24 protein-coding genes are annotated in these 22154 nt (G+C 64.9%); 12 read left to right on the top strand and 12 right to left on the bottom strand.

The window, feature by feature from the left end; translation table 11 throughout:
* Nucleotides 1-115: 115 nt before the first annotated feature.
* The 3 genes from AAG591_RS01660 to AAG591_RS01650 all read right to left on the bottom strand — a co-directional run bounded on the left by AAG591_RS01660 (nucleotide 116) and on the right by AAG591_RS01650 (nucleotide 2698).
* Complete coding sequence (locus AAG591_RS01660) at nucleotides 116-445, bottom strand: 2Fe-2S iron-sulfur cluster-binding protein (RefSeq protein ID WP_342529161.1); 330 nt, start codon at nucleotides 443-445, stop codon at nucleotides 116-118.
* Nucleotides 442-1527 carry a cysteine desulfurase family protein gene (locus AAG591_RS01655; RefSeq protein WP_342529160.1) on the bottom strand — a complete coding sequence of 362 codons (1086 nt, stop codon included), beginning with the start codon at nucleotides 1525-1527 and terminating at the stop codon, nucleotides 442-444. The genes AAG591_RS01660 and AAG591_RS01655 overlap by 4 nt, the downstream gene beginning before the upstream one ends.
* A gap of 103 nt (nucleotides 1528-1630) precedes the next feature.
* Nucleotides 1631-2698, bottom strand: a complete 1068-nt coding sequence (locus AAG591_RS01650) for a cysteine desulfurase family protein (RefSeq protein ID WP_342529159.1) — start codon at nucleotides 2696-2698, stop codon at nucleotides 1631-1633.
* Between the two features lie 122 nt (nucleotides 2699-2820).
* Between AAG591_RS01650 and AAG591_RS01645 the strand changes: the two genes are divergently transcribed.
* The gene (locus AAG591_RS01645; RefSeq protein ID WP_342529158.1) at nucleotides 2821-3477 is read left to right on the top strand and encodes an alpha/beta hydrolase; all 657 of its coding nucleotides are present in this window, start codon (nucleotides 2821-2823) and stop codon (nucleotides 3475-3477) included.
* Nucleotides 3478-3666: 189 nt separating this feature from the next.
* Entirely contained in the window at nucleotides 3667-4356 is a 690-nt protein-coding gene (locus AAG591_RS01640) for an energy transducer TonB (protein ID WP_342529157.1), read from the top strand.
* Between the two features lie 6 nt (nucleotides 4357-4362).
* Here the strand turns inward: AAG591_RS01640 and AAG591_RS01635 are convergent, their stop codons facing one another.
* Nucleotides 4363-4584: a hypothetical protein gene (locus AAG591_RS01635; protein ID WP_342529156.1), complete on the bottom strand. Its 222-nt coding sequence runs from the start codon at nucleotides 4582-4584 to the stop codon at nucleotides 4363-4365.
* Nucleotides 4585-4645: 61 nt separating this feature from the next.
* Between AAG591_RS01635 and AAG591_RS01630 the strand changes: the two genes are divergently transcribed.
* Nucleotides 4646-6475, top strand: coding sequence for a DUF885 domain-containing protein (locus AAG591_RS01630; RefSeq protein WP_342529155.1), 1830 nt, complete (start codon nucleotides 4646-4648; stop codon nucleotides 6473-6475).
* A gap of 25 nt (nucleotides 6476-6500) precedes the next feature.
* Nucleotides 6501-8141: an FAD-dependent oxidoreductase gene (locus AAG591_RS01625; protein WP_342529154.1), complete on the top strand. Its 1641-nt coding sequence runs from the start codon at nucleotides 6501-6503 to the stop codon at nucleotides 8139-8141.
* Here AAG591_RS01625 and AAG591_RS01620 read toward each other — a convergent pair.
* From AAG591_RS01620 to AAG591_RS01605, 4 genes are all read right to left on the bottom strand, one after another.
* Complete coding sequence (locus AAG591_RS01620) at nucleotides 8138-8983, bottom strand: glutaminyl-peptide cyclotransferase (RefSeq protein WP_342529153.1); 846 nt, start codon at nucleotides 8981-8983, stop codon at nucleotides 8138-8140. The two genes, AAG591_RS01625 and AAG591_RS01620, sit on opposite strands and share 4 nt — an antisense overlap.
* Before the next feature lie 58 nt (nucleotides 8984-9041).
* Complete coding sequence (locus tag AAG591_RS01615; protein ID WP_425341623.1) at nucleotides 9042-9407, bottom strand: hypothetical protein; 366 nt, start codon at nucleotides 9405-9407, stop codon at nucleotides 9042-9044.
* 55 nt (nucleotides 9408-9462) lie between these two features.
* On the bottom strand, nucleotides 9463-9687 hold the full coding sequence (locus AAG591_RS01610) for a hypothetical protein (RefSeq protein WP_342529152.1): 225 nt from the start codon (nucleotides 9685-9687) through the stop codon (nucleotides 9463-9465).
* A 233-nt stretch (nucleotides 9688-9920) separates the two neighbouring features.
* Entirely contained in the window at nucleotides 9921-11597 is a 1677-nt protein-coding gene (locus tag AAG591_RS01605; protein ID WP_342529963.1) for a phosphoenolpyruvate carboxykinase, read from the bottom strand.
* 171 nt (nucleotides 11598-11768) lie between these two features.
* On the opposite strand from AAG591_RS01605, the gene AAG591_RS01600 reads away from it, so the two are divergent.
* From AAG591_RS01600 to AAG591_RS01575, 6 genes are all read left to right on the top strand, one after another.
* Complete coding sequence (locus tag AAG591_RS01600; protein WP_342529151.1) at nucleotides 11769-12542, top strand: response regulator transcription factor; 774 nt, start codon at nucleotides 11769-11771, stop codon at nucleotides 12540-12542.
* Complete coding sequence (locus AAG591_RS01595) at nucleotides 12535-14124, top strand: stimulus-sensing domain-containing protein (protein WP_342529150.1); 1590 nt, start codon at nucleotides 12535-12537, stop codon at nucleotides 14122-14124. Before AAG591_RS01600 ends, AAG591_RS01595 begins: the two co-directional genes overlap by 8 nt.
* Nucleotides 14125-14207: 83 nt before the next feature.
* Entirely contained in the window at nucleotides 14208-15107 is a 900-nt protein-coding gene (rapZ, locus tag AAG591_RS01590) for an RNase adapter RapZ (RefSeq protein ID WP_342529149.1), read from the top strand.
* A 51-nt stretch (nucleotides 15108-15158) separates the two neighbouring features.
* The gene (locus AAG591_RS01585) at nucleotides 15159-15587 is read left to right on the top strand and encodes a PTS sugar transporter subunit IIA (RefSeq protein ID WP_342529148.1); all 429 of its coding nucleotides are present in this window, start codon (nucleotides 15159-15161) and stop codon (nucleotides 15585-15587) included.
* Nucleotides 15584-15865 (top strand): HPr family phosphocarrier protein, encoded by a 282-nt coding sequence (locus AAG591_RS01580; RefSeq protein WP_342529147.1) that lies wholly within the window; start codon nucleotides 15584-15586, stop codon nucleotides 15863-15865. Before AAG591_RS01585 ends, AAG591_RS01580 begins: the two co-directional genes overlap by 4 nt.
* A 27-nt stretch (nucleotides 15866-15892) precedes the next feature.
* Complete coding sequence (locus AAG591_RS01575; protein ID WP_342529146.1) at nucleotides 15893-16696, top strand: TrmH family RNA methyltransferase; 804 nt, start codon at nucleotides 15893-15895, stop codon at nucleotides 16694-16696.
* Between the two features lie 335 nt (nucleotides 16697-17031).
* On the opposite strand, the gene AAG591_RS01570 is transcribed toward AAG591_RS01575, so the two are convergent.
* The gene (locus AAG591_RS01570) at nucleotides 17032-17748 is read right to left on the bottom strand and encodes a hypothetical protein (RefSeq protein ID WP_342529145.1); all 717 of its coding nucleotides are present in this window, start codon (nucleotides 17746-17748) and stop codon (nucleotides 17032-17034) included.
* Nucleotides 17749-17785: 37 nt separating this feature from the next.
* Complete coding sequence (locus tag AAG591_RS01565) at nucleotides 17786-19171, bottom strand: DNA recombination protein RmuC (protein ID WP_342529144.1); 1386 nt, start codon at nucleotides 19169-19171, stop codon at nucleotides 17786-17788.
* A gap of 95 nt (nucleotides 19172-19266) precedes the next feature.
* Here AAG591_RS01565 and AAG591_RS01560 point away from each other — a divergent pair, with 95 nt between their 5' ends.
* Nucleotides 19267-19665, top strand: a complete 399-nt coding sequence (locus AAG591_RS01560; RefSeq protein ID WP_342529143.1) for a four-helix bundle copper-binding protein — start codon at nucleotides 19267-19269, stop codon at nucleotides 19663-19665.
* 104 nt (nucleotides 19666-19769) lie between these two features.
* On the opposite strand, the gene def is transcribed toward AAG591_RS01560, so the two are convergent.
* Nucleotides 19770-20342, bottom strand: a complete 573-nt coding sequence (def, locus tag AAG591_RS01555; RefSeq protein WP_342529142.1) for a peptide deformylase — start codon at nucleotides 20340-20342, stop codon at nucleotides 19770-19772.
* Between the two features lie 71 nt (nucleotides 20343-20413).
* Entirely contained in the window at nucleotides 20414-21007 is a 594-nt protein-coding gene (recR, locus tag AAG591_RS01550; RefSeq protein WP_342529141.1) for a recombination mediator RecR, read from the bottom strand.
* Nucleotides 21008-21168: 161 nt separating this feature from the next.
* Between recR and fmt the strand changes: the two genes are divergently transcribed.
* The gene (gene fmt / locus AAG591_RS01545; protein WP_342529140.1) at nucleotides 21169-22077 is read left to right on the top strand and encodes a methionyl-tRNA formyltransferase; all 909 of its coding nucleotides are present in this window, start codon (nucleotides 21169-21171) and stop codon (nucleotides 22075-22077) included.
* Nucleotides 22078-22154 lie beyond the last annotated feature (77 nt).

Below are 22154 nucleotides of genomic sequence, written 5' to 3'. Positions count from 1 at the left end.
CTCCCCCGTGCGGGGGAGGGTTGGGTGGGGGCTTGCAAGACCGATAGTTTTGACGCGCGCCTACCGCGCGCTCCCCCACCCCCGGCCCCTCCCCGTGGGGAGGGGAGAGATTCACCTAGCGCCCGCTCATATCGTGCGCGTCGGCGGGGATGGTGACTTCGAGCCCGTCGAGCGCATCGGTCAGCGTGATCTGGCACGACAGGCGGCTGGTCGGGCGCACGCCGTAGGCGAGGTCGAGCATGTCTTCCTCGTCCTCGCTCGCCTCGGGCAAATGCGCAAACCAGTCCTTCGCGACGAGCACGTGGCAGGTGGAACAGGCCATCTGCCCCTCGCAGGTGCCCTCCAGCGGCATGCCCGCAGCCTGGCCGACGCGTAGCAGCACGTCGCCCGCCTGCGCCTCGGCCTCGACCCGCTGCCCGTCCGCCTTGTGAAAGATGACCTTCATGCCTGGCTCTCCGCCGCTTGAATGATGAGTTTGCACGCGCGCTGCATACCCTCGCGCGTGGTGTAGCGCCCCCAGCCGAGGCGGATCGAGGATTTCGCCTGCGCGTCACTGAGCCCGATGGCGCGCAGCACATGGCTCGTCCGGCCCGACCCGCTGGCGCAAGCCGACCCGGCGGAAAACATGACCTCGCGGCATTCGCTCATGAGGCGCGCGACATCGAGGCCGTCTTTCCGAATGTTGAGATTGCCGTGCCAGCGATGCTCCGCACTGCCGTTGAGCGTCCAGCCTGAGAAGGCGTCGCGGGCAATGTGCCACAGCTGCTCGACATGCCCGGCGTCCTCGTCCCGCCTCTCGACCGCCAGCTTTGCCGCTGCGCCGAACCCTGCGCATAGCGCTGGGCTGAGCGTGCCCGAGCGCAGGCCCTGCTCCTGACCGCCACCCTCGATATGGGGTGTGAGAGACAGCCCGTCGCGCACCCACAGCGCGCCGATCCCTTTGGGCCCGTGCAGCTTGTGCGCGCTGACCGCGATCATGTCGGCTTGCTGAGGCAGCGCCATCTTGCCTGCCGCCTGGACGCCATCGACCAGCAGGAGTGCGCCGGTCTCCTTCGCGCGGCGTGCCATGTCGGCAATCGGCTGGATGGTGCCGATCTCGTTATTGACCTGCATGACGCAGAGCAGCCCGACGTATTTGGGCATCTCGACATCGGGCGCGATGACGCCGTTCGGGCCGACCGGCAATTCGGTCCAGTTGCCGATCGCCTTTACGGTATCGATCACGGCCGCATGCTCGATCGCGCTGAAGGCGGTGTGCTCGCCAGCCCGGACGGGTGTGTTGCAGCGGATCGCCAGATTGAGCGCCTCGGTCGCGCTGCCGGTGAAGATTACCTGACCACCGGGCGGGAACAGCGCCGCGACCTGTTCGCGCGCCAACTCGACTGCCGCGGCTGCTGCGCGACCCATGCGGTGCGGGCTGTGCGGGTTGCCGAAGGTCCCGCTCTCGGGCCCGCCGAGCCACGCGAGCATCGCCTCACGCGCTTCGGGCGCGAGCGGGGTCGTGGCCTGGTAGTCGAGGTAGATCATGTAAATCGAACCCGCTCATGCTGAGCTTGTCGAAGCATCGTAGTTCCCTTCGCGCCTTGCGTAGAAGAAAGTGCAGTCCTTCGACAAGCTCAGGACGAGCGGGTCACTTGAGGGAGGACCAAGCCTCAGCAAACGCATCCAACTCCTCGGGCGTGGTGTTCCACCCCATGCTGACGCGGATCGTGCGCGCGGCGACATCGTCGGGCACGCCAAAAGCATCGAGCACTCGGCTCTTCTTGAGCGTCCCCGAAGAACACGCGCTGCCCGCCGACACCGCGAAGCCCATCGCGTCGAGCCGGATCAGCTGGGCCTGGGCGCTCATTGTGGGGTGGGTGAGAGGAACGATATAGTCGACCTGCTCCCCAATCCGCAGGGCCGTTTTGTCGAGACTTTCGCGAAACTTTGCGCGGTCTTCCGGAGTGGTCGTCCATTCTCCTGCCTCAAGCGCTGCCGCCATGCCCAGAATATCAGGAAGATTCTCCGTCCCTCGCCGATAGCCACGCTCGTGACCGCCTGGGGGGTTTAGCATAGCGTAGTCGCGCACCAGCAATGCGCCGACGCCGATTGGCCCACCGAATTTGTGAGCCGAAACGATTACCATATCGGCAATCTGCGGGATCTCAATCTTGCCCACGCTCTGCGCACAATCAACCAGCAGCAATCCGTTATTGCCGTGCACTACTTCGGCAACCATGCCGATGTCGTGCCGAGTGCCCGTTTCCGAGTTCACATGCTGTACTGCGATCAAGCACCGATTCTCTACTTCACCACTTGCAGCTCTAGAGGGTTCTTTTGACAGACGATCGAGAGCAGCTGTGTCGATCATGCCGTCGGATCTTAGGGGAATGCTCTCGGCCCCCCTGTTCAAGACCATCGTGTAAATAGCATCATGCTCGACCGCGCTCACCGCTTCATCGAGAACGTGGGCGTTGTCGAACGCAAGAAGCGCACTCTCACTCGCGCCGCTGGTGAAGATCACCTCGCCATCCCACCCCAGCGCGGCCTTCACCCGTGCGCGGGCATCCTCCAGCGCCTGCTTGGCCTTGCGCCCCTCGGCGTGTGGGGACGACGGGTTGGCCCAGATCGCGAAGCCTTCCTCAATCGCCGCCTTGGCCTCGGGGCGCAGCGGGGAGGTGGCGGCGTGGTCGAGATAGATGCGCGGCTTGCTCAAGCGATGCTCGCCAGAATGCTCGAAGTAATTGCGAAATGCGGCATAAAGCCTATATAGCCGCGCACTTCATGCGCGCCACCGTCGCGTGTGTCAGCCTCGCTATTTCCGGACCCAAAGCACCCATGCCCACCGTCATCTTTCCCGGCCCCGAAGGCCGTCTCGAAGGCCGTTTCTCCCCCCCGCCGCGCCCGCGCGCGCCGGTTGCGCTGATCCTCCACCCGCACCCGCAGGGCGGCGGCACGATGAACGAGCGGATCACGCAGAGCCTGTACAAGACCTTCGTCGATCGCGGTTTCGCGACGCTGCGCTTCAATTTCCGCGGCGTGGGCCGCAGCCAAGGCAGCTTCGACAATGGCATCGGCGAATTGTCCGACGCGGCCAGCGCGCTCGACTGGATCCAGTCGATCCATGAAGAAGCGCAGGTCACCTGGGTCGCGGGCGTCAGCTTCGGCGCGCTGATCGGCATGCAGTTGCTGATGCGCCGCCCCGAGATCCGCGGCTTCATCTCGGTCGGTGCGCCGGCGAGCATGTACGATTTCAGCTTCCTCGCCCCCTGCCCCGCCAGCGGCATCTTCGTCCACGGCGCGGCCGACACGGTGGTGCCCCCGCCGGCGGTCACCAAGCTGGTCGAGAAGCTGCGGACGCAGAAGCACATCACCATCCACCACGAGGAAATCCCGCGCGCCAACCACTTCTTCGAGAAGGAGCAGGACGAGATGATGGGTGCGGTGAACAACTACCTCGACTTCCGCCTCGATCCGTCCTGCCCGATCCGCTGATTGCGCGGGCGGGATAGCCCGCCAACTTTCAGACATCCCCCGTTTCCCGCGCAATTCGCGCGGCGAACGGGTGTGTCTAAAGTCAATCTTCTTTTGAAACGTTATACCATCTAGCTTCTGTTCATGGTTATAGTGTAACATCTCTACCAAGGTGGCGATAAGTCGCCTGCAAAAACAGGAGAGATGCACATGGCCTATGCCAACGCACAAACACCGCAAAACCGCGTCGCCGCGATCGCGGGGGTCGCTGCGATCCACGCCGGGATCGGGGCGATCCTGATCTATGGCCTCGCCACGGGGAGCTTCGTTCCGCCAGAGGTGAAGAAGCTCGTCGGCACGCAGTTCAAGCTAGATCCGCCCCCGCCGCCGCCCGACCCGGTGGAACAGCCGCCGACCAAATCCCAACCGTCGGCGCGCGAAGTGATGGTGCCCGAGACTCCGCTGGACCTGGCGATCAATCCGCCACCCGTCGATACCACGGACATCATCATTCCCCCGGCACCCCCGGTGCCGAAGGCCTACCCTAGCCCGCTGCCGACCGTGTCCCTGCCACCTCCGCCGCCCGTGCCCACGCCGACGTTCGATCCCGTCCCGGCACGTCCCTCGAACAGCCAGAACAGCTGGGTGACGCAGAACGACTATCGGTCGAGCTGGATCTCTCGCGGCTATGATGGAACCGTTGGTTACCGCGTTTCCGTAGGCGCGAGCGGGAAGGTGGAAAACTGCTCGGTCACACGGTCGAGCGGGGTTTCCGCTCTCGACGAGGCGACCTGCCAGCTGGTCAGCCGCAGGGCGCGGTTCGATCCGGCCAAGAACGACCAGGGCCGCGCGGTTGCGGGCAACTACAGCGGCGCGGTGCGCTGGCAGATTCCCAACTGATCGGGGCTACCCCTCGCCGGTCATGCCTTCGGGGGTCGCGACGCCATCGACCGGCGCGCGGCCCTCGGAATCGGGGATCGTCCAGATCGCAACGTTCAACAGCGCAACCAGTGCGGCGACCACCATCAGCCCTGCCTGCTTGCGGTGGCCGCGGCGGAACAGGATGACCCCGCCCGCGATAAGCGCGAAGGCGGCGAGGACGAGCAGCGAGAGAACGAGGTCGAGCATTGGTGCTCCCTAGCGCCGCAGCGATTGACGGGGAAGCGGCACGGTTCCATCGTCCGCAACCATGACAAACCTGACCCTTACCCGCCGACAGGCCCTCGCCGGGCTTACCGCCTCCACCGCCCTCACGCTGGGTGGCTGCGCCGCGAATGGTGGCGTGCCACGCCTTCGCCCCATCGGCACCGATCCGGACGAATGGCTCGACAGCGTATCCTACCGCCTGCTCGAGCATGAACCCGATCGGGCGACCGGCCTTGGGGTTGATACCGGCGAATTCGCCTACCTGCGTGGCAAGCTGGAAGACCAGTCGATCTCCGGCCAGCGCGAATACGCCGCCACGTTGCGCTGGGTGGTCGACCAGATGACCGGGCTCGACGAAAGTGGGCTGAGCAATGACCAGGCGACCAGTTTCGAAGTCGTGCGCAGCGCCTTTAGCACGGCGGCCGAGGGCTTCGACCTGCCCTATGGCGATGTCGCTGTCGGCAGCTGGCGTAATGCGCCCTACGTCGTGATCCAGAACGTCGGCACCTATCTCGACATGCCGCGCTTCCTCGATTCCTCGCAGCCGCTCGCCGACGAGGCCGACGCCGGCTATTATCTCGACCGGCTGGCAAGCGTGGATACCGCGCTCGACGGCGAGCTGGAGCGGCTGGAGAAGGCGCGCTCGCTTGGCGTGATCCCGCCCGACTTCCTGCTCGACAAAGCCATCGCCGCGATGGAAGCGAGCATCGAGTCGGCGCCGTCCGATTACGTCAATCCGCTCGAAAAAGCGCCCGAGGCGATTCGCGCCTCCGCGATGACGACCGCCAGACGCATGACCGAGCAGCAGATCGTACCCGCGCTCCAGCGCCAGCTGGCGGAGCTTAAGACCGAGCGTGCGCGCGCGAACTCCAACGCGGGCATGTGGGCGCAGCCGGGCGGGCCGGAATGGTACGCTTGGGCGCTGAAGGCCAGCACCACCACCACGCTCTCGCCCGACGAAATCCACGAACAGGGTCTGCAGGAACTGGAAGACCTCCATTCGCGGATGGACCCGATCCTGCGCGATATCGGCTATGATTCCGGCTCCGTGGGCGAGCGGATGCAAAAGCTCTCCACCGATCCGCGCTACAAGTTTGCCGAAGGCGATCCCGGTCGCGCCGAGATCATGGCGTTCATCAAGGGCCGCATCGACTGGATCACCGCGCAGATGCCGCGCGCGTTCAACCAATTGGTCGAACCCAATGTCGAAGTGCGCCGCCTGCCGCTCGCCGAAGAACCCGGCGCACCCGGTGCCTATGGCGGCGCGGGCAGTAAGGACGGCTCGATCCCTGCACGCATGTGGATCAACCTGCGCACCACCGATCTGCACCGCAAATACGACCTCGCCGACCTCACCTATCACGAGAGTATTCCGGGCCATGCGTGGGAGGGCGAATTCTCCAACCGCCTGCCGCTGATCCGCTCCATCCTCGCCTTCAACGCCTTTTCCGAAGGTTGGGCGCTGTATGCCGAGCAGCTGGCCGACGAACTGGGCGCCTACGACGATTTCCAGGTCGGCCGCCTCGGCTACCTGCAAAGCCTCGCCTTTCGCGCCTGCCGACTGGTGGTCGACACCGGACTGCATCACAAGCGCTGGACGCGCGAACAGGGCCGCCAGTTCTTCGTCGAGCGAAACGGCAGCAAGCCGGAAGAAGTCGCGAGCGAGGTCGACCGCTATTGCAGCTGGCCGGGCCAGGCCTGCGGCTACAAGATCGGCCATTCGCAGATCGTCCGCCAGCGCGAACGCGCCAAGCGCGCAATGGGCGATGCCTATGATTTCAAGGGCTTCAACACGGCGGTGATCCTCGGCGGCAATTCCCCGCTGGACGTCGTGGAAAAGACCGTCACACGCTATATATCCAGCGCTGGATAGCGGCGCATGACAAGGACCGGGCGCGATGGAGACCTTTGGAGACGATCTGGAAACCATGCGCCGGGTTCCGCTGGCGGATGATCATGTCGCCGCGATCTGCGATATCGGGTGCGAATGCAGCTACGAGGCTGGCGAAATGGTCGCTGAGCTTGGCTCGCCGATGGACCGCTTCGTCTATGTGATCGACGGCGAGATCGAGGTGGTCGATCCCTATAGCGGGGAGCGAATGCTGCCTTCCACGCTTGGACCCACGCAGTTCATGGGCGAGATCGCCTTCCTCAACGGCGGCACAAACATGCTCGGGATGCGCGCCGCGAAGCATACGCGCACGATCGAGGCTCCGCGCGATGCCATGCTGGAGCTGATGGCGCGCGTGCCCGAACTCTCCGACCATATCATCACCGTGTTCGCTGCACGCAGGCGGCGGCAGTTCGAGCAGAACAACAGCGGCATCAAGCTGATCGGCGCGGACCGCGATCCGCGCATCCAGCAATGCGAGCGTTTCCTCAGCCGCAACCGCATCCCCTTCCAGAGCTACGACCTCGACAGCAGCGAGACCGAAGCTAGCCGGTTGTGCAGCCTGGTCGATCACGAACCGGCGGTGATCCTCGGCAAGGATCGCCCGCTGGAAGACCCGAGCCCGCGTGCCCTCGCGCAGGCGCTCAACCTCGATCTGGCGATTGGAGAGGACGAGACGGTCGACCTGCTGATCGTGGGCGCAGGCCCGTCCGGCGTGGCGGCAGCAGTCTATGCCGGTGCCGAGGGGATGAGCGCGCTGGTGGTGGAGGATACCGCCATCGGCGGGCAGGCCGGGACCAGCAGCCGGATCGAGAATTACATGGGCTTCCCCACCGGCATCAGCGGAGCGGACCTGATCTATCGCGGGCAGATCCAGGCGCTGAAATTCGGCACCCGCTTCGCCATGCCGCGCCGGGTCGAGGCGCTGGAGGAAATGCCCGACGGCTCCTTTTGCGCCACGCTCGACCATGGGGAGCGGCTCTGCGCCCGCGCGGTGCTGGTCGCGACCGGCGTGCAATATCGCCGTCTTCCCATCGACCGGCTGGAAGAGCTGGAGGGCGCGGGCGTATTCTACGCCGCGACCGAGATGGAGGCCCGCTTCTGCCGCAATACAGAGGTGGTGGTGGTCGGCGGAGGCAACTCCGCCGGGCAGGCTGCAATGTACCTCTCGCGCGCGGCCAAGTGCGTGCACGTCGTCGTGCGCGGTTCTTCGCTCGCCGCCTCTATGTCGGACTACCTATCGCGCAGGCTCGAAGCCGATTCCCGGGTGCAGCTGCATTACGAGACCACGGTCTCGCAGCTGCATGGAGAGGATCATCTCGACGCCATCACGCTCGACACCCCGGACGGGCAGCGACGGGTCGAATCCCGCGCGCTGTTCATCATGATCGGCGCGGCTCCCAACACCGACTGGCTGGCCGAGCATATCGAACTGGACGAGCGTGGCTTCGTGCTGACGGGCGAGAAGGTTGACCGCGACTCGCCCTACGAGACCTCGAAGCCTGGCATTTTCGCCGTCGGCGATGTGCGCGCGGGATCGGTCAAGCGTGTGGCCAGCGGGGTTGGCGAAGGGTCGGTGGTGGTCAGCCGCATCTGGTCGCACGTCGATCAGTTGCGCCGGGCCGAAGCTATCGGCGCGGCGGCCTAGCTGCCAGCCTCTTCGGAAGAGGTATCCTGCGGCGATTCTTCGCGCGGGATGAAGCGGACTTCGAACAGGCTGGGCCACAGTTTGCCGGTGACGAACCAGCGGCCGGTCTCGGGATCGTGCGCGATGCCATTCAGCACCGCCTCGTGCGATCCGACGGGCATCGCTTCAACGAGGGGGCGCAGGTCGATCACGCGGCGTACCACCCCGTCCGCCGGGTCGATCGCGACGATGAATCCGGTGTGCCAGATATTCGCGTAGATTAGGCCGTCCACCGCCTCCAGCTCGTTGATCTGGGTCAGCGGCTTGCCGGCGTAGGTCACCGCGATCTCGCGCCGCACCTCATAGGTTTGCGGGTCGAGAAAGCGCAGCGTCGCGCTGCCATCGGATTCGACCAGCTCGTCTCCGATCGTCGCCAGACCCCAACCCTCGTACCCGAAGGGATCGCTGCGGATCGGTTCGAGCGTGTCGAGAGACCAGCGGTGGATCGTCCCATTGAGCCAGGTCAGCCCGATCAGGTCGTCTGCCCACAAGGCCAGACCTTCCCCGAACTGGTCGGGCGGCAGGTCGGTCGCAGCCAGAACTTCCCCCGTGGCAAGGTCGACCTTGCGCAGCTGCGATTGGCCTGCGCGCCCCGTGGTCTCGTAAAGATAGCCGTCGTGCCACAGCAGACCTTGCGTGAACGCATCGGCATCGTGCGGATAGCGTGCGACCAGCTGGACATCGAAAACCTGTGGCGACGCCTCTGACAGCGGCGCAGCGACTTCGCTGGGCGCAGCCTGTTGCGCCAGCGCTACGGCCGGGGTGGCGAGCAATGCCAGCGCAAGAGTCAGTCGTGTGAACATCTACCCCCACTGATACCCTGGGGCTGTCGCCAGGATGAAGCGCATCCGTACGCGCGGATCATTTCTTGCCGAAGAACTTGCCCGCCAGACCCGTGATATCGTCGATCGCATCGCCGTCGCCATCCATATCGAGCATCTTGAGAATACCCGCCGCCTGCGGGTGCTCCTGAAGCTGACGCGCATATTCGCCAAGCGACCCCTCGCCGCCGATCTGCTGCACGATCTGGTTGAGTATTCCGCTGTCGATCCCGGTCTTCGCCGCTGCCAGATCCACCGTATCGCCGGGCTTGGGGTGCGCCTGGCTGAGCGCCGCGATCGCTTTTTCCGCCATCGCCGGATCGATACCGAGCTTATCCGCCAGGTTGACCACGTCGTCGGGCGCGCCGCCCGTGCTCTTCAGAATCGAATCGAACAGGCTCATCATGCGCTCCTTCGCCAGAGGTTTGGAAGGATGCAGCTAACGCCGAGAGATGTCGAATTTAGGGCCGATCAGGGTCCGATGGGCTGCTGATGATCCAGAAATCCTTATTGGCGCGCGACCGTTTCACCCTGCACAGCGGCCGGGCGTCGGCGCTGATGTCGATTTCACGCCCATCCTTCGTCTCCGCCAGCCAGAACACGAATGCTCCATCGCGCTTCTCGAACTCGCGGGTTTCCTCTTCGCGGATGCCATCGGAAACGAATCGGAGCCTGTAACGGGTCATCGCGGGAGTGCCCTTCGCCAGATGGAATGCCCGGCCCCCGTCGAATCTCCCGAGGGGTACCAACGGCTCAACCACGCTATCGCGACAAGCGTGCCCAAGCTAACTTTCGATTATATCGGACGAAGACTCGGCCCACTGGCGCGATGCGTCTGAGCACCCGAAACAATTAGGGCCCCGCTCCGGCTTTCACCGTGCGGGGCCCCTCCTCTCCAACCGGGAAAGTCGTTGCGCGGCTAAGCGTCCTGTCGTTCGGGCTGCGGCGCGGCGTCGCGCACACCCTGATCGACATGCGCCGCGAAAGGCTCGAAATTGTCGACGAAGAGCTTCACCAGCTTCTGCGCCGTAGCGTCGTACTGCGCGCCATCCGCCCAAGTGGTGCGCGGGTCAAGGATCGACTGATCGATACCCGCCGCTTCCAGCGCAGGCACCGACACGGGAACGTCGAACCCGAAATTGGGATCCTTGCGATATTCGACACTTGCCAGGTCACCATCGAGCGCCGCGTTGAGCAGCGCACGGGTAGCCTTGATCGGCATCCGGTTGCCCGTCCCATACTTGCCGCCGGTCCAGCCGGTGTTGACCAGCCAGCACTGCACGCCGCCCTCGGCGATCCGCTTCTTGAGCAGGTTGCCGTAGACCGACGGGTGGCGCGGCATGAACGGCGCGCCGAAGCAGGTGCTGAAGGTCGCTTCGGGCTCGGTCACGCCGATTTCGGTGCCGGCGACCTTGGCGGTGTAGCCCGACAGGAAGTGATACATCGCCTGATCGGGCGTCAGCCGCGCGATCGGAGGCAGCACGCCGAAGGCGTCGGCGGTCAGCATGATCACGTTGCTCGGCACCGGGCCGAGGTTCTTCTCGCTGGTGTTGGGAATCGAGCTGAGCGGATAGGCGCCGCGCGTGTTCTCGGCGAGCGAGTTGTCGTCGAGGTCGATCTCGCCATTCTCGTCCATCACCACGTTTTCGAGGACGGTGCCCTCCATCTGCGTGGTCGCGAAAATCTCCGGCTCCGCTTCGGGGTTGAGGCGGATCATCTTGGCGTAGCAGCCGCCTTCGAAATTGAAGACCGCATCGTCGGACCAGCCATGCTCGTCATCGCCGATCAGCGTGCGGCTGGCATCGGCCGACAGCGTCGTCTTGCCGGTACCCGACAGGCCGAAGAACACCGCGGTCTTGCCGTCCGGGCCGATATTGGCCGAACAGTGCATCGGCATCACGCCCTTGGGCGGGAGCAGGTAGTTGAGCACGCCGAACACGCTCTTCTTCATCTCGCCAGCATATTTCGTGCCGCCGATCAGGATCAGCTTTTCCGAAAGATTGACCGCGATCACGGTTTCGCTGCGGCAGCCGTGGCGTTCGGGATCGGCCTTGAAGGTGGGCAGATCGATGATCGTGTATTCGGGCACGAAGTCGGCCAGTTCCGCCTCGGTCGGGCGCACGAGCAGCGTGCGGATGAACTGGTTGTGCCACGCCAGCTCGTTGATCACGCGCACGTTCACGCGATATTCGGCCTGCGAACCGCCAAACAGGTCCGCAACGTAGAGCGCGTCCTTGTCACCCAGCGCGGCGAAGAAATCTTCTTTCAGCGCGGCGAAATGTGCCGGCGTCATCGAAGCGTTATTGTCCCACCAAACCGTACTCTCGGTCTCGGCATCGCGGACGATGAACTTGTCCTTCGCGCTGCGCCCGGTGTGCTTGCCGGTTTCCACCACCAGCGGTCCGTGCTTGGCCTTGCGCCCCTCGCCACTTTCGAGCGCGGCCTTCGTCAGCTGGGCCGAGTCGAGGTTCGCGTGGATGGTCGCGTCGGTCGAGATGCCCTGGTCGGCAAGGCTGTGGTGCAAGGGTGCGGGCACGAGGGCCAATCTCCTGAAATTCGATCCGTCGTGCCGGGCGAGCACGTCGCCAACGAGCATGACTTGCATACGAATGCATGATTCGGTGTGGCAGCCGCATAGAAGCGCACGCGCCGTCCGTCAAACCGGCGTGCACAGCATAAACCGTGCACCATCGCATTCCTGTGCGTTGTGAGTTCACCCCGCACACGCTACCTCGCAAGAACGAGATATTCGAACAGCGCACCGACCATGGATCATACCACCCAGACCAGCGACCCCGTCTCCCCCCTGCGCCGCGACGACCGGCGTGTGATTGCGTTGGTCGACGACGATCGCAACATCCTCACCACGGTCTCCATCGCGTTGCAGGCGGAAGGATTCGAAACGCGGGTCTATTCCGATGGGGAGACCGCGCTGCGGGCGCTGTCCGAAAATCCGCCCGACCTTGCCGTATTCGACATCAAGATGCCGCGAATGGACGGGTTGGAACTGCTCGCCAGATTGCGCGAGCGCTCCGCCCTGCCTGTCATCTTCCTCACCAGCAAGGATGACGAGCGCGACGAGGAAGCCGGGTTCGAGATGGGCGCGGACGATTACATCTCGAAGCCGTTTTCGCTGCGCCTTCTTCTGGCGCGCATTCGCGCGATCCTGCGCCGCAGCGGAATCGACGACGGCTCGTCGGAAACCGGCGAGACGGCTGGCGAACAGAGCCAGGCACGCGACAGCTTCAGCCGCGGTCGCCTGACGATGGACCCAGCCCGCCATCAGGTGACGTGGGAGGGTAAGCCCGTCTCGCTCACCGTCACCGAATTCCTGCTGCTTGAGGCGCTGGCGCTGCGTCCCGGGGTGATAAAGAGCCGCAACCAGCTGATGGATGCGGCCTATCCCGACGACGTCTTCGTCGACGATCGCACCGTCGACAGCCATATCAAGCGGATGCGTCGCAAGTTCCGGCAGGTCGACTCAAGCTTCGGCGCGATCGAGACCCTCTATGGTGCGGGCTACAGCTTCAGCGATGGCTGAGCCCGGCCGCGTGCGGCGCATCGCGCTCCCGCTGGAGCGTGTCGGCGTCTTCTCGCGCCTCTCCCTCACCGCCCGCATCCTCGCGGTCAACATTCTCCCCCTGCTGCTGCTGGGCGGCGGGATCGTTTACCTCGATTCCTATCGCGCACAGCTGCTCGACGAACGCTACAAGCTTGCCCGCATCGAAGCGCAGATCACCGCCGAAGCGCTCGCGGGGGCCACCCGCCAGCGGCAGGATGCACTGCTGCTCCAGATCGGCAAGGAACAGGACATGCGGCTGCGCCTGTTCGATGCCCAGGGCAAGCTGGTGGCCGACAGTTTCCAGCTGGGCGAACCGACCTTCACCCTCGACGATCCCAGCGACGATCCGTTCGAACTGCGTTTCGCGCGCTTCCTCGATCAAATCGTGGACACGGTGGTCAGCGCGCAGCCTGTGCCGCGCTATATCGAGCCCGAGTCGAACGAAGCGGACGCCTGGCCCGAACTGCAACGCGCCCGTGAGCTGGGCATTTCGCAGATAGAGCTGCGCCAGGCGGCGGACCGTACCCCGGTGATCACTGCGGCAGCGCCGGTCGGATTGCAGGGGCTGACTCTGCTGACCACGCGCAATGCGGTCGACATTACCGAGTCTGTCCGCCGCGCCCGGTCCACCCTTGGAACCGGGGTGCTGCTGACCCTGGTGGCATCGATCCTGCTCTCGCTGTTCCTCGCGCGGACCATCGTCACCCCCTTGCAGACCCTGGCCAAGGCCGCACAGCGCGTGAGGCTCGGCCGCGAGCGCGAGGTGCAGGTGCCCCGCCTCCCCGAACGGCGCGACGAGATCGGGATGCTCGCCCGCGCAGTCGCGGACATGACCGATGCGTTGCGCCATCGGATCGACGCGGTCGAACACTTTGCCGCCGACGTCGCGCACGAGATCAAGAACCCGCTCGCAAGCCTGCGCAGTGCCACGGAGTCGCTCGGTCACGTCGAAGACCCTGACCTGCGCGCGCAACTGCTCGACATCGCAACCCACGACGTGCGCAGGATCGACAGGCTGGTGACGGAGATTTCCGATGCCAGTCGCATCGATGCGGAAATGTCGCGCGCCACCTTCGAGCCGGTCGAACTGGTCGGGCTGGTCGGCAATATCATCGACCGGCGGCGCAATCGCGGGCTCGACGCGCAGCACGAACTGGTGTTCGAACATGCTCACCGCACCGCCTGGACCATGGGCGTTCCCGAACGGCTCGAACGGGTGATCGACAATCTGCTCGACAATGCCGCTTCGTTTTCTCCCGCCGCTGGCAGCATCCGCCTGACGCTGTCGCAGGAAGAGGGCGCGCAGGTCCTGCTGGTGATGGACGAGGGGCCTGGCATTGCGCCGCATGCGCGCGACAAGGTGTTCGAACGTTTCCATTCCGATCGGCCGGAACAGGAAAGCTTTGGCAACCATAGCGGCCTGGGCCTCGCAATTGCGCGGACGATTGCCGAAGCGCACGGCGGCAGCCTGCGCGCACAGGACAGGCCGGACGGTGGGCAAGGTGCGTGCCTGATGCTCGCCCTTCCCGCCGTGCCGAACGACAGCGACAATGCCGGCTGAGCCCTTGTGCGATCTTGCGCTCTGGCCCGTTGCATGCTCCCGATCGTGAGCCACAGGAACTGCAATTCAAGGGACGCAGACGGATGAGCGAGCGGCAGAAGATCATGCTGGTTACGGGCATGTCCGGTGCGGGCAAGACCACCAGCCTGCGCGTGCTGGAGGACCTGGGCTGGGAGACGGTCGATAACTTCCCGATCCGCCTCCTGCGCCCGCTGGTGCGCGAAGTGCTCGCCGGGCAGGATCGCACCCCGCTGGCAATCGGGTTCGATTCGCGCACCCGCGGCTTCACCCCCGCGACCATCGTCGACATCGCCAAAAGCCTCTCCGACCGCGACGATCTGGAGCTGATCACCCAGTTTATCGACTGCAACAATACCGAGCTCGAACGGCGCTATAACGAGACCCGACGCCGCCACCCGCTCGCCCGTGGACGCACCGCGATGGACGGCATCAGGGCGGAACGCGACGTGCTCGAACCCCTGCGCCGCTGGGCGGACATGCTGATCGACACCAGCGAGCTTTCGGCCAACGAATTGCAACAGTTCGTACGCCAGAATTTCGAAACGCAGGAAGCGGGCGAACTGTCCATCACCGTCAGCAGCTTCGGGTTTGCCCGCGGGATGCCGCCGCTCGCCGATCTGGTGTTCGACATGCGCTTTCTCGACAATCCGCATTGGGACGGCGATCTGCGCGAACTCACCGGACTGGACGAACCGGTCACCCAGTTCCTTCGCCGGACCGACGGGTTCGAAGAAAATTTCGTGCGGATTCGCGATCTGCTGCTGGACCTTCTGCCGCGCTATCAGGCGCAGGGGAAAAGCTACGTGCATATCGCCTTCGGCTGTACCGGCGGGCGCCACAGATCGGTCTATACCGCCGAAAGAATTGCCCATGCGCTGCGCGAGAACGGCTTCAAGCCCACCACCGCCCACCGCAATCTGGCGAGCCGCGCGGCCGACGCGGTGGAGCTGCAAACGGCCTGATCGCACGAAGCCCCCTTGTGCTGGCCGTTCTTGCTTATAGACACGTGCACCATGATTGGTCTCATTCTGGTGACCCACGGACAGCTGGCGCGGGAATTCGTATCCGCGATGGAGCATGTGGTCGGTCCGCAAGCGGCGATCGAGTCGGTCTGCATCGGTCCGCAGGACGATGCGCAGGGCCGCCGCGAGGAAATTAGCGAAAAGATCGCCGAGGTCGATCAGGGGCAGGGTGTCATTATCCTGACCGACCTTTTCGGCGGCACACCGTCCAACCTCGCGATCTCGCTGCTCGAGGAGGGCAAGGTCGAAGTGATCGCGGGGATCAACCTGCCGATGCTGATCCGCCTCGCCCGGGCACGGACCGAGATGAACGTGGCCGACGCGGTGCGCGCCGCCCGCGATGGCGGTCGCAACTACATCACCATCGCCTCCGAATTCCTCGCCCGGCCCAGCGACGAGATAAAAGGGGCGAACAAGTGAGCGAAGGAAACCGCAAGACCATCACCATCGTCAACGAACGCGGCCTGCACGCGCGCGCCAGTGCGAAGCTGGTCGAAGTCGCGAGCCGCTGGCCCGAGGCGACCGACATCCGCGTTGCCAAGGGCGATCGCGAGGTCGACGGGCGGTCGATCCTCGACCTGATGATGCTGGGCGCGGCGCGCGGCGACGAGATCATGCTGATCGTGGACGGCGAGGATGCGCCCGCTGCGCTGGCCGAAATCGCCGAGCTGGTCGAAACCGGGTTCGGCGAGGAGTAGGCGCCCCGCCCGCTCCCCTAATTTCCGATGCCGCGCCGCGAAATCACCAGTTTTTCCAACCCGACGATCAAGGCGTTGCGCTCGCTGCGGGACAAGAAGCACCGCCAGCGCGAACGGCGCTTCCTTGCCGAAGGACTCCGCCTGCTGACCGATGCGCGCGAATCGGGGCGCGTGCCGGAAGTGCTGGTGATGGCCAGCAAGCGCGATCCCCATCCGCTGATCGACGCGCTGGAGCGCGCGGTGGAGGCGGCGGGCGGCGACGTGATCGAGACCACGCCCGACATCCTGTCCAAGATCACCGGCAAGGATAATCCGCAGGCGGTGGCGGGCGCCTTTGCCGAGTGGGATACCTCGCTTGGCACAATCGAGCGCGATACCGCGCCGATCTGGCTGGTCGCGCAGGCGCTGCGCGATCCGGGCAATCTGGGCACGATGCTGCGCACCGGCGATGCGGTGGGTGCCGGCGGGCTGATCCTGATTGACGATTGCGCCGATCCCTTCGGGGTCGAGGCTGTCCGCGCCAGCATGGGAGCGATCTTTACGCAAACGGTGGTGCGCGCGCGGTGGGATGATTTCCTGCCGTGGCTCCGCGCCGGTTCGGGCCAGCTGGTCGCGGCAAGCTTGCGCGAGGCGGTGCCCTATCGCGGCGCGCCCTACGCGAGCCCGTGCTTCGTCATGGTCGGCAACGAATCGCAGGGGCTGCCGGCGGCGTACGAGGCGGCATGCGATCTGCGCGTGACCATGCCGATGCGCGGACGGGCGGACAGCCTGAATGCGGCGGTGGCCGCAGCCGTGCTGGCCTACGAGGTGCTCGCAACCCTCGAAGGATAGCGGGGCGACAGGGTGACACGTGTCACCCTGGTGTCACCCGGTTGGGGCGGCGATATTCTTCAATAGAAACAAGGCTCTGTCGCGCACAGATCGCGACAGGGTGACAGATACGCGTTTTTGGCGCGAAAAATGAGCCGACGGTTGGAAAGACCGATCGCTGTCTATCCGATGCTGAAGGTGTAGGAAAACGGCGCAACTTCCCCACCCTCGTCATCCCGGGCTCGACCCGGGATCCCGCTTCTTCCGACGCAACGCTTGAAAAAGCACCACCCCGGATCAAGTCCGGGGTGACCTCGAAGGAATAGGCACGCTTCGGTCCAGCGCCGCGCGGCAATTCAGTCGCCCGCGATGATCGTGGTGACCTTCCACTTCCCGTCGATCTTGTCCGCCATGATGCGGTAATCGACCAGGCTGCGCAGCGCCTTTGCATCCATGAAGCCCGCCTTCCCGTCACGCGTGACGACCGGCGGGAACGGGTCTTCGGAATATTCCTTGAGCTGGACGTAATCCCACGAGACCGTGCCGATCTGCTTCGCGGTCGCAGAAGCACCGTCGCGCAGCGGCACATCCGTCCCGGTGACGATCATCGCCTCGAACGGATCGAGCGGGATCAGGTCTTTCGAGAAGTACCACGGCCATGTGGCGTAGCTGTTGCCATCGGCGGACTTGTCGAAGCCGCAGCCCAGCGCCAGCGCCTGCCCGATCTCGTCCCACAGCAGGTACTCGGGATCGGTGAGCCGCTTGCGCAGTTCGGCCTGCCCCGAGCCGCCGCCGTAATCGAGCTGAACATTCCTGTCGACGAGCGCCATCAGCGCGTCGGCATCGCGCGCGGCGACGGCTTTCTTCAGCGCGGTCTGGAGTTCGCCAAGCCCTTCGACGGACGCGCATTCGTCGCGCGGAGCGAGCGGGCCGGAAGCGGTCTGCGCATTGGATGCCGCATCCGAAGCTGGCTCAGACGCGGTATCCGAGGGCGCAGTTGCCGAGGCGGGAGAAGCAGGCTCCTCCGCCTGGCTGCACGCTGCGAGCGCAAGCGCCGCACACAAAGCCGACACACACGACCGCATCGCATTCTCCTCTCAGGTCGCGCAGCTACTCCGCTACGTCACGTGCATCCTCGATAGCAGCCGCATCCTCGTTCGTGTAGCGCGGCGCGCCTTCGACCAGCGGAACTTCCTCGATCTCGCGCTTGCCGATCTCGATGCCCTTGTCGGCCAGCCGCCGCCCGGCGGAAAGCACGTTGCGTTCGAACGAGCCGACGAATTTGTTGTAGTTGGAGACGGCGCTTTCCAGCCCGCCGCCGACGCGCTTCATGTGCTCGGCGGCAATGGCGAGCCGGTCGTACAGCTCCGCCCCGGCCTTGCCGATCTCGACCGCTTCGCGCGCGATGGTGTCTTGACGCCAGACCTGAGCGACCGTGCGGGCAATCGCAACCAGATTGGTAGGTGTGGCGAGCAACACCTTGTTCCGGAAGGCAAAGTCCCACAACTCGGGATCTGCCTCCAGAGCAGCAGCAACGAAGTGCTCGCCCGGCACGAACATCACCACATAATCGGGCGCATCGTCGAACTGGCTCTGGTAGCTTTTCGAACCCAGCGTCTGGACATGGCCGCGCATCGACTTGGCGTGCAGGTCGAGGTGCCGCTTGCGCTCCTCCTCGTCCTCCGCCTCGAACGCCGCCTGATAGGCGTTGAGCGACACCTTGGCGTCGATCACCAGCTTCTTCTGGCCGGGCACGTTGACGATCGCATCCGGGCGCAGCCGACCCTCGTCCGTCTCCAGCGAATGTTCGAGGTGGAAATCGGTGTGTTCGGCCAGGCCGCATTGTTCGAGCACGTTCTGCAACGCCCGCTCGCCCCAGCGGCCACGTGCCTTGGGCGCATTGGTGAGGGAATTTCCCAGCCGCTGCGCCTCGCGCCGCACCTCTTCCTGGCCGCGCTGCATGTCCGCGATCTGCTGGTACAGGCGCGAAAAGGCATCGCCGCGCTTTTCCTCCAGCGCGGCAACCTGATCCTCGTATTTCTTCAGCCGTTCGCCCACCGGGGCGAGCAGTTCGCGAATCTTCTCCTCGGACGATTTTTCCGAATGCCCGAACCGCTCGTTTGCACGCTCGAGGAATTTTTCCTGAGCTGCGCCAAGCACTTTCGCCCCGGTGTTCTCGAATTCCTTGAGCAGGCGGTCGCGGCTTTCCTCGAGCAGTTTCTTCTGCTCCTCGAACCCCGCACGCTCCGCCTTCAGTGTCGACAGTTCGTCGCGTGCGCGATCGAGCGATTCCGCCAGCGCATCGGCGCGCCCCGCCCGTTCGCTCATCGTGGCGAGCTCGGGCGCCATGCGCGAGAGTTTCTCCGAAAGCTCCTTCGCCTCCGCGTCGCGCTCCACATGGCGCGCCCTCCACTCGGCGGCGGGGCGGGAGCCTATAAACCAACCGATAGCAAGCCCGATGACGAGCGCGACGATGCCGAGAATCGCGTATTCCATGGCCGGAACATAGCTGGAACGACGCCGCGCGCCAAGCCGCCGCGGGAACTATCCCCCGCCCGTTCCGCTCCCTTACCAGAGAAGGAGAAAAGCCTATGTCGATCAAGGAAATGATCAAGGAACATCCGCAGGTGGGTGCCGACTATAACGACCAGCTGGGCGAGGCGGTCAAGCACGCGATGTATTGCGCGGCGATCTGCAATTCGTGCGCCGATGCGTGCAATGCGGAAGAAGGCGACATGTCCGAATGCATCCGCAAATGCTCGGACTGTTCGGATATCTGTCAGGCGGTCAGCACGGTCGCGGCGCGGCGCACGCATGGCAACACCGCGGTGATTAAATCACTGCTCGAGGCCTGCATCCTCGCCTGCAAGGTCTGCGCGGAGGAATGCGCGAAGCACGACAACCCGCACTGCAAGCGCTGCGAAAAGATGTGCCGCGAGTGCATGGAAGACTGCGTGAAGGCGCTTCAGGGCATGGTCGCGGCGGCGTAAGAGCCCGTAAAATCACGTCATTGCGAGGGGCGAAGCCCCGCGGCAATCCAGAGCTTTGCAGCGCTACGCACTGGATTGCTTCGCTTTGCTCGCAATGACGAATATCAGGCTGCCAACCGCAGCTTTTTCAGCTTCTTGAGCGCCATCTGTTTCTTGAGGCGGCTGAGGTGGTCGATGAACAGGATGCCTTCGAGGTGGTCCATCTCGTGCTGGATGCAGGTCGCCATCATGCCTTCCAGCGCCTCGGTATGCTCGTTCCCGTCGAGGTCCTGCCAGCGGACCGTGCAGGTCGCCGGGCGATCGACGTCGGCGTAGATATCGGGGACCGAGAGGCAGCCTTCCTGATAGGTCGAAAGCTCGTCCGCCGGGTCGAGGATTTCGGGGTTGATGAACACCCGCGGCTCTTTCTTGGTGGCGGGATGCGTGTGCTTGTGACCGTCATGGTCGCACTCGATCGGTTCTGCGTCCGGGTCTTCGGGCTGCAGGTCGATCACAAGGATGCGCTTGGGCACGCCGACCTGGATCGCGGCGAGGCCGATCCCGTGCGCGGCATACATCGTTTCGAACATGTCATCGATCAGCACGCGCAGATCGTCGTCGAACTCGTCGGCGGCGACGGGCTGCGACACGGTTTTCAGCCGGGGGTCCGGCACTTCAAGGATTTCGCGGATAGCCATGGGGCTCAGATAAGCGGCGTTCGCTCCGCTATCAAGCGGTTAGCCCATCGGCCTTCGTGCCTTGAGCGGCGTTATTGAAGCGGACGTCTTGCGCGCAATGCCTGCGCCAGCGTGCCCTCGTCCAGATAGTCCAGTTCTCCGCCCACCGGCAGGCCGTGGGCGAGCTGGGTGATGCGGACGGGGAAATCCTCCAGCCTCTCGGCCAGGTAATGCGCAGTGGTCTGGCCTTCGAGCGTGGCGTTCATCGCCAGCACGACCTCGTCCACCCCTGCTTCGACCCGCGTCAGCAGGCTGGGAATGGCGAGGTCTTCGGGGCGCACACCGTCGAGTGCGGACAATCGCCCGCCGAGCACGTGGTAGGTGCCCGAAAACAGCTTGGCCCGGTCGAGCGCCCACAGGTCCGCCACATCCTCGACCACGCAGATCGACCTCGCATCGCGTTTCGGGTCGGCGCAGATGCCGCAGGGGTCGCGCGTGTCGACATTGCCGCAAATGCGGCACTCGACCAGCGTATCCTGAACGCTGAGCAGCGCGTCGAGCAGCGCGGGCAGCGCGGTTTCGCGCTTCTTGACCAGATGCAGCACCGCGCGCCGCGCCGAGCGCGGGCCGAGCCCGGGAAGCCGGGCGAGCGCGGAACTCAATGCTTCGATTTCTTGCGATGCCATGGGCACAGAGATAGGGGCGGAAGGCAGACCTGAGAACCAAAAACTCCTCCCCCCATCTCCGAGCGGATGGGGGGAAGTCGGGTGGGGATGTACGGCGCCAACCGGCAAAGTCGAACCCCCACCCCCAGCCCCTCCCCACGGGGAGGGGAGAAGGAAGAGAAATGCGCATCGTCTTTATGGGAACGCCCGATTTCGCGGTGCCGACGCTCGAAGCGCTGGTTCACGCCGCGCATGAGGTGGTGTGTGTCTACACCCAGCCGCCGCGGCGGTCGGGCCGTGGCAAGAAGCTCCAGCCGACGCCGGTGCATCAGGCGGCCGAGCGGCTGGGGATCGAGGTGCGCCACCCCGCCTCGCTCAAACCGCAGGAGGAGAAGGATGCCTTCGCCGCGCTGAATGCCGATGTCGGCGTGGTCGCCGCCTATGGTCTGATCCTGCCGCAGGCCGTGCTCGACGCGCCGGCACATGGCTGCCTCAACGTCCATGCGAGCATCCTGCCCCGCTGGCGCGGCGCCGCTCCGATCCAGCGCGCAATCCTCGCAGGCGACACCGGCACCGGGGTCACCATCATGCAGATGCAGGCCGGGCTCGACACCGGGCCGATGCTGGCAACCATCCGCACCCCGATCGACCGCAAGACCGCAGGCGAGCTGACCGACGAACTGGCCGAGAAGGGCGCGCAGCTGATGGTCGGCACCTTGCGTGAACTCGCCAAGCATATCCCGGTCGCGCAGGACGATGCGGAAGCGACCCACGCGCCCAAGATCGACAAGGCGGAGGCACGGCTCGACTGGTCGCAGGACGCGGTTCAGGTCGAGCGGCAGGTGCGTGCTTTCAGTCCGTGGCCGGGCGCGTTCTTCGAGCATGAGGATGACCGCATTAAGGTTCTTGCGGCAGAAATCGCGGAGGGCTCGGGCGCGCCGGGCACCGTGCTGGACGACGCGCTGACCGTGGCATGCGCCAGCGGCGCATTGCGGCTCACCCGCGTACAACGGGCTGGCAAGCCGGCGATGGACAGCGCCGATTTCCAGCGCGGGCGCGCCATCGGCAAAGGCGCGCAGCTGCGTTCGTGACAATGCCCGTTAGGCTTGCGCCGGGCGATTGACTTTCCCCGCCCCGGCGCGAAACTCCCCCAAATCCATTCAGCAAT

Source organism: Citromicrobium bathyomarinum (genome assembly GCF_038594485.1).
Classification (GTDB): domain Bacteria; phylum Pseudomonadota; class Alphaproteobacteria; order Sphingomonadales; family Sphingomonadaceae; genus Alteriqipengyuania; species Alteriqipengyuania bathyomarina_A.
The sequence above is the reverse complement of the archived record's forward strand: the minus strand, read 5'-3'. Positions and strand labels throughout refer to the sequence as shown.